General features: G+C 48.4%; 2 protein-coding genes. Both read left to right on the top strand.

The window, feature by feature from the left end; all coding sequences use genetic code 11:
* The first annotated feature begins 10 nt into the window (after positions 1–10).
* Positions 11–5182 (top strand): amino acid adenylation domain-containing protein, encoded by a 5172-nt coding sequence (locus OEZ43_21820; protein MDH5548218.1) that lies wholly within the window; start codon positions 11–13, stop codon positions 5180–5182.
* 82 nt (positions 5183–5264) lie between these two features.
* A partial coding sequence (locus tag OEZ43_21815; protein ID MDH5548217.1) for an amino acid adenylation domain-containing protein occupies positions 5265–8650 on the top strand: 3386 nt, incomplete at its 3' end.

Here is an 8650-nt window from a genome sequence, read left to right as displayed (position 1 = left end):
CGGCGACCGCGTGCGTTATCTCCCCGATGGCAACCTCGAGTTCCTCGGGCGCATCGATCATCAGGTCAAACTGCGCGGCTTTCGCATCGAACTCGGCGAGATCGAGACCGCCCTGTGTCTACACCCCAGCATTGCTGAGGCCGTGGTCCAACTGCGCGAAGATAAACCTGACGAACATCGGCTGGTTGCCTATCTTACCCATGATTTTGAATTTTCTTCCGAAAGCGAAAAAGAAAAAACGATACTGGACACCGAAACGGTAGACGAATGGCAGCAGCTATACAACGAAACCTATACTATGGATTCCTCAACCGAAGTCGATCCACTGTTTAACATCGCCGGTTGGAACAGCAGTTATACCGATCAAGCGATACCTTCCGAACAAATGCGCGAGTGGGTAGACGCAACAGTCGATCGCATATTGTCATTACGGCCTCGCAAGGTATTAGAAATCGGTTGCGGCACTGGTTTACTGTTATCTCGTATCGTGCCTCACTGCGACCATTATACCGGGATGGATTTTTCCACAACGGTATTGGAATATTTGGAAAAGAATCTTCCTCTATTACAAGAGAATCGGGAGAAAGTCAGCCTCATACAAGGCCCCGCACACGTCGTAGACACGATAGATAATCAACGATTCGACACGATTATCCTAAACTCAGTCATTCAGTATTTCCCAAGCATTGAATATTTCGCCGACGTTTTACGCAAAGCACTCGATGTTCTCGCTCCCGGAGGCAGCATTTTTGTCGGGGACGTTCGTCATTTAGGGCTATTAGAAGCATTTCATACTGCCGTTTATCTAGGTCACACGCCTGATGAAAGGCCGTCACCCCGCATGCGCAATAGCATTCTCAACCAAATTGATAATGACAAAGAGCTTGTAATTGATCCGCGTTTTTTCAATCTCTTTCAACAAAACACTGCCGAGTTAGCACACGTGCAAATTTTGCCTAAACGCGGAGATTATCAGAACGAACTCAGTCAATACCGCTATGACGTCGTTTTACACAGCGACAAATCACTCAAATACTATACGCCAGATTCATGGACCGATTGGAGAAATGAACGCTGGAATATAGAACAAATTGAGACCTACTTGCAGACACACAAACCGCGGGATCTGGCGCTTAAAGAAGTCACAAATGCAAGAATACTGACTGACATAAACTTGTGGAAACAATGTATTGGGCTTGACAGTGAACAAACAGGCATTGATCCCGAGTGGCTATGGAAAGTTGCAGACCGACATTCTTATCTGGTAGAGCTAAGTTGGTCGTCCGGGGATAGCAGTGGGAATTTTGACGTCGTATTTCGTAGAGCAACCTCGTCCGAAAATCGCGAACCGCCGCTATTATGTTCTTTCCCTATAACGAAACAGAAAGTCACTAAGTGGAAGACTCTTGCCAATAATCCACAGCTACCCAAGCTCAGGCGAGATTTATTAACACAACTACAAGAGGATTTGTCTAAGCAACTCCCCGCTTATATGGTGCCTGAGGGTTTTGTTTTTCTCAAAACATTGCCACTTACGCAAAACGGCAAACTAGACAAGAAGGCACTACCCGTTCCCGAAAGACTATATATAGAACGAGACTACACGCCGCCACGTACTACGACGGAGCAAACGATTGCGGAAATCTGGGGTTTGGTGCTCGGCGTCAAAAAAGTCGGCATTGCAGACAACTTCTTCGATCTTGGCGGACATTCACTACTCGCCACGCAAGTTGTTTCCCGAATCAGAAAAGCATTTAACATCGAGCTCGCGATTGGTGTGTTATTTTCCCATCCGGTGTTAACGGATTTAGCGACCCAGGTTGAGAACGCTAAACTGACACCAGCCTCTTCAGCTGCTCCAGCCATAGTTGCGGTACCGCGTGACGGCAATATTCCACTATCGTTTGCCCAGCAACGTTTATGGTTCCTAGACCAACTTATACCCAACAATCCGTTCTACAACATGACGATGGTCGTTCGCTTGTTGGGGCCACTGGATATCGCAGCTTTACGAAACGCATTTCGCACGGTGGTAGCCCGCCATGAAGTGTTGCGTACTATTTTTGTTAGTCATGATGGGCAAGCAAGTCAAGTCATAAGACAAAGCACTCATGTTGACCTCCCGCTGATTGACTTAAATGCATTATCTGACGACGAACGGGAAGCACGTATGCTTGCGCTCGCATCACGTGAAGCACAAACGCCTTTTGATCTCGCGGTTGGGCCTTTGTTACGTATTTCCCTTGTGCAATTTAACGCAAACCATCATGTGCTGTTGCTGAACACACATCACATCCTCTCAGATGGTTGGTCTATCGGGGTATTCATTCATGAACTAGCAAGCCTCTATGCCGCGTTTACTCAAGGATTGCCAAACCCGCTATCACCATTGAAAGTACAATATGCAGATTTTGCATACTGGCAACGACAGTGGTTAAAAGGCGAGGTATATGAAAACCAGTTTGCCTACTGGCAAAAACGGCTTAGTGGCGCTCCAGAATTACTAGAGCTCCCCTATGACAAACCGCGTCTCAGAATTCAAACTTTCCGCGGCGCGATGCAAAAATTTCATGTGTCTGCGACACTGAGTGAGCAGCTGCAGACCATCAGTCGCCAACGCGGCGTCACACTATTTATGACGCTAGTTACGGCTTTCCAAATACTATTATCCAAGCTAAGTGGACAACAAGACGTCTGCATTGGTACCCCGATTGCCAATCGCCATCATGCTGAACTTGAGCCGCTAATCGGATTTTTTGTTAACACTTTGGTTATACGTACCCAAATAGACGCCAACCCGACTTTTGGGGAAATATTGTCTGATGTTCGTAATCATACGTTGGAGGCATATGCACATCAGGATCTCCCCTTTGAACAACTGATCGACGAACTCAGTATCACTCGTAACCTAAGTCATACACCTCTGTTTCAAGTTCTATTTTCATTGGAAAATACACCACGATCGACAGTTCAGGCGTCCGACTTAGAATTAGTGCCTATAGATATACCGAGTACGACAGTTAAGTTTGATCTTGAGCTTCAACTCACAGAAACACACGAAGGATTAGTCGGTGGCTGGCTCTTTGCTACAGACTTATTTAACGCACGTACGATCGCCCGTTGGTCACAAAGCTTTATTCGTTTACTCGAACAACTCGTTGAACAACCCGATATCCGACTGAGCGAGCTGCAATGGCTCAGTGATTGCGAACGCCAGCAAGTGCTCGATGGTCCCGACGCGACCATGGCGACTTTTCCGACGGACACCACGCTTCATCAGCGTTTTGAACAACAAGTCCTACGCTCTCCCGACGCCCTCGCCGCCGTCTTTAACGAGCAATCTCTCACTTACGACCAGCTCAATTGCCGCGCCAATCAACTTGCCCATTATTTGCGCGCGCTTGGCGTTGGCCCCGATTCCTTGGTCGCCTTGGCCCTGCCTCGGTCCCTGGAGATGCTTGTCGCCATCGTCGGCATTCTCAAAGCCGGTGGCGCTTATGTGCCGCTTGACCCGAGTCTGCCCAAGGAGCGTTTGCAATTTATTCTCGAGGACACGGCTGCACCGATCCTCATCTGCGAACAATCTCTTCAGGACGCCTTGCCCGCTGCTGACCTCACAACCGTGTTTATTGATAGCCAGTGGCAGGACATTGTCTTATATCCGCAGATCAATCCTGCGTCCTGCGCGCTGCCGGCTCAACTGGCCTACGTCATCTATACCTCCGGTTCCACTGGCCAACCCAAAGGTGTTTTGTCGACTCACGCCAATGTGACCCGTTTGTTCGATGCGACGGCCACGCGCTTCCAGTTTGATCAACACGATGTCTGGCCTTTGTTCCATTCTTACGCCTTTGACTTCTCTGTTTGGGAGTTATGGGGTGCGCTGTTGTTCGGTGCGAAACTGATCATCGTGCCTTGGGAAACCAGTCGCGATCCGCAAGCCTTTTATACCTTGCTCAAAACGCATAACGTTACTGTGCTGAATCAAACACCCAGCGCCTTTCGCCAGTTATTGGCCTGTGAACCGTTTCTCAATGCTGAGCCCGAGCTAACGCTACGCCACATCATTTTTGGCGGTGAAGCGCTCAATGTACAACACTTGCAACCCTGGTATGCGCGTTACGCCGACAAGACCCAGTTGGTCAATATGTACGGCATTACCGAGACCACCGTACACGTCACCGATTGTCCCTTACACTCTCGGATGCTCGACACGCTTGCCAGTCAAAGTCCGATCGGCACCAAAATCAGTGACCTGCAAACCTATGTCCTCGATGCGTACTTCAATCCTGTGCCTCCTGGTGTCGCCGGTGAGCTCTACGTTGGGGGGGCAGGACTGGCGCGTGGGTATTTAAATCGCCCGGCCTTGAGTGCGCAGCGTTTTATTCCTCACCCCTTTAGCAAAATACCCGGCGCACGTCTGTATAAAACCGGTGATCGGGTTCGACAATTAAACGATGGCACGCTCGAGTATCTCGGGCGACTGGATGCTCAGGTCAAGCTGCGTGGTTTTCGTATCGAACTCGGTGAAATCGACGCGGCACTGCGTCTGCACACCGCCGTTGACGATGCCATCGTCATGCTGCGCGAAGATCAACCGGGTAATCCCCAATTGACCGCTTACTGGGTAGTCAACCAGACACAGGCTGACACACAGCCGGCTGATCTGCGTCGCTTTCTGCTCGATCATTTGCCCGAGTATATGGTACCGGCGGTCTATGTCGCTCTTGAGGCATTACCGCTAACGCCGAACGGCAAACTCGATCACGCGGCGCTGCCTATACCCGATGCCCCTCAGTCCACACAAACCTATGTCGCACCGCGTACCGCAACCGAGGAAACCCTCGCCGCCATTTGGGCCGATATCCTCAAGTTAGACACCGTCGGTGTACATGACAACTTCTTTGAGCTGGGGGGCAACTCGCTACTCGCGATACAAATTCTTTCAAGAATAAAAACAACGTTCTCCATTGATGTTCCGATTCGTTCCATTTTTGAATCGCAAACTGTTGCAACGATTGCTGAGCGAATAGACGAACTCCAATCGAAAACAACTGAGCTAATGTCGAATCAGTTCGAAATCTTGGCTCAGATTGAAAAGCTCAACCAACTTTCCGACGCTGAAATCAGCGAATTACTCTCGAAAAAAAGGTCTGCGGATGACGTACAATCAATCGAATAAATTTAAAACGGATCAAAATTATATTCGCCAAGTAAGAGAACAACTCCGTCATCTATCCGGGGAACGCCGAGAGCTCTTACTCTTGACGCTCAAAGAAGCAGGCATCGATCTAAACTTACTTGATGTTATTCCCAAACTTCCGCGTACCAATGAGGAAACTTTACCACTCTCCTTCGCTCAACAACGATTGTGGTTTTTAGATCAACTAGTTCCCAACAATCCTTCGTACAATATTCCGCTGGCAGTTAGATTGATCGGCTCTTTGGATATCGCTGTCCTAAGCAAATGTTTTAACGCGGTGGTTGCCCGCCACGAAGCACTTCGCACCGTTTTTGTCAGTCACAAGGGGAAACCGGGACAAGCTATTCAGTCAAAGCTGGCGATCCAGCTACCAGTCATCGACCTCAGTTCATTGCCTGAGGATGAACGCGAATCACAGATACGGGTATTAGCTTCAGCCGATGCTAGAAATCCGTTTAATTTAGCACGCGGCCCGTTATTGCGTACTTCCCTAATACGTCTAAACGCAAAAGAAAATGTGCTTCTACTAAATATGCACCACATCGTATCGGATGGCTGGTCTATGGAAATATTGGTGCGGGAATTGGGAGCGCTTTATAACGCTTTTTCCCAAAACATGCCAAATCCGTTACCAGACCTCCCGATCCAGTACGCCGATTTCGCTCATTGGCAACGTGAAAAGTTACAAGGAGAGGTGCTGGAACGACAGCAGTCGTATTGGCGACAACAACTGGCAGGTGCGTCGGAAATACTCGAGTTACCAACTGATCGGCCTTATCCTGCAACGCAAAGTTATCGCGGTTCCAATATTCGCGTTTCCATATCCAAGAAAATTACTGAAAAACTTTTAAAAATCAGTCATTCGCACAGCGCCACGTTGTTTATGGTTTTAACAGCGGCCTACCAATTATTGCTAAGCCAGTATAGTGGTCAAAAGGATATTTGCATTGGCACGCCGAGTGCGAATCGTAATCATAGTGAACTCGAACCACTTATTGGCTTCTTCATCAACACGCTTGTGATCCGCACTCAACTTGATGGCAATCCATCTTTCAGTGAGTTGCTTACTCAGGTGCGCGAAACAACTCTGGACGCGTTTACCCATCAGGACCTTCCTTTTGAACAACTGATTGATGAGTTACAGCTTTCTCGAACGATGCGACATGCACCCCTGGTGCAAGCCATTTTTGCACTACACACTTCCCAGCATGGAGCCGTAGGTGCATCCACTGACTTACAACTCGAACCTATCTATGCGGCAAATCCGTTTACCAAAGTAGATTTGGATTTAGATTTAACGGAAACCAAAAACGGATTGGAAGGATATATTCAGTTCGCTACTGATCTATTCAATGAGGAAACCGTACAAAGAATTGCCGATACCTTCGTGCAATTGCTGACAAACATCGCAGACAACCCTCAGAAACGCCTTAGTGAATTTAACCTGTTGTGCGAGACTGAAGCCCAACAAATGCTGACGGAATGGAATGCCACCGAGCGAGAACTACCGAAAAAACAGTGCATTCATTTGCTATTTGAGGACCAAGTAGCGCAAACGCCTAATGCCACTGCTGTCGTATGTGACGATCAAACTGTAAGCTATCTCGAACTTAATACTCGCGCAAATCAGTTAGCCCACTACCTACGCAAACAAGGCATCGGCCCTGATTCACTGGTTGGATTGTGTATTGATCGTTCCATTGAGTTTTTTGTAGCGGTACTCGGTATTCTAAAAGCTGGCGGCGCCTATGTGCCGCTCGACCCTGACTATCCACAAGAACGATTAATATCGACGTTGCAGGATGCCAAAGTAAAAGTCCTTCTGACGAAAAGCCACTTGATATCATCTTTGCCTGATATACGCACACGCGTTCTTAATCAACTTGGGTATAGGGAAATATTGCTTGATTCACAGTGGAGTGATATAGCCGAATATTCCAATAATAACCCTGTTAATAGTACTCAACCCGGTAACCTCGCGTATATCATCTACACGTCCGGAACATCAGGAAAGCCAAAGGGCGTTCTAAACCATCACAGCGGACTCTTCAATTTAGTACAGGCGCAAACTGAAGGACTAAACATTACGAGCGAAACTCGGTCTTTACAGTTCTTTTCAATTACCTTTGACGGTTGTGTGTGGGAAATCTTCGGCACCTTGTTGTCTGGCGGCACCTTATATGTCGCCAATCAAAGTCAACGACAGTCAGCAGACGCTATTGTGGATATGATGAAGGAGCACCGTATCGATCTGGCGACGTTAGTCCCATCAGTCCTAAAGAATCTTGCCAAAATTCACGAACTACCAGAACTTAAAACGCTGGTACTGGCAGGCGAAGCGTGTCCACGTTCTCTGGTCGAACAGTGGGCCCCCGGTCGTCGCCTGATAAATGCCTACGGCCCTACAGAAACGACTATCTGTGTTTCGATGGCTCAATGCAACGATACTGAACAATCCCCCCCCATCGGAAAGCCGATACAAAACGTCACGACTTACCTGTTAGACGCTTATCTTAATCCGGTACCACTTGGTGCCACGGGTGAACTGTATGTAGGCGGCGCTGGTCTCGCGCGCGGATATCTTAATGATCCACAACTAACTGCCGAGAAATTTCTACCCGACCCATTTAGTGCGAGTCCAGGAGCAAGGTTATATAGAACTGGCGATCTTGCACGCTATCTACCTGATGGTAATCTGGATTACCGTGGTCGGGCCGACCAGCAGGTAAAGCTTCGTGGTTTTCGGATTGAACTTGGCGATATCGAGCACGTCTTGCGCATTCATCCAGCTGTCGCGGAAGCAACCGTTGTTTTGCGCGAGGACCAACCGAACAACAAACAATTGTGTGCCTACCTGATACCTAAAGCGGGTATAGCGCTGCCAGAAGCAACAACACTACGGGACTTTGTCAAAGCACAATTGCCTGACTATATGGTACCGAGTACGTATACCGAAATTGACGCGTTTCCTCTTACCTCTAGTGGAAAGATAAACCTTCGTGCACTCCCACAGCCAGAGGCAACAGCTGGACAAATGTTTGTTGCGCCACAAACAGCAACCGAACAATCGCTGGCGAAAGCATGGATAGAGATACTCAAGTTAGAGCGTGTTGGCATCCATGATAACTTCTTCGAACTTGGTGGACACTCGTTGCTCGCAACCCAATTAACTTCGTGGGTACGAGATGCTTTCGACGTTGAGCTACCAATAAGCGCAATATTTGAAAGTGCGACCTTGGCAGAACTCGCCGCGCACATCGAGGAAAGACAAAACTCGTCTCAAGATATTTTTGTCCCGCCAATTGTGCCTGTTTCCCGAGAGTTGCAGCTCCCCCTATCCTTTTCACAACAACGTCTGTGGTTTCTCGACCAACTGATCCCCGACAGCCCCTTCTATAACGTGCCGGTGGTTGTCAGCCTGCACGGGGCACTCGATATCGCCGCCTT

The organism is Gammaproteobacteria bacterium (assembly GCA_029881255.1).
In the GTDB taxonomy this organism is placed as follows: Bacteria; Pseudomonadota; Gammaproteobacteria; order S012-40; family S012-40; genus JAOUMY01.
The sequence above is the reverse complement of the archived record's forward strand: the minus strand, read 5'-3'. Positions and strand labels throughout refer to the sequence as shown.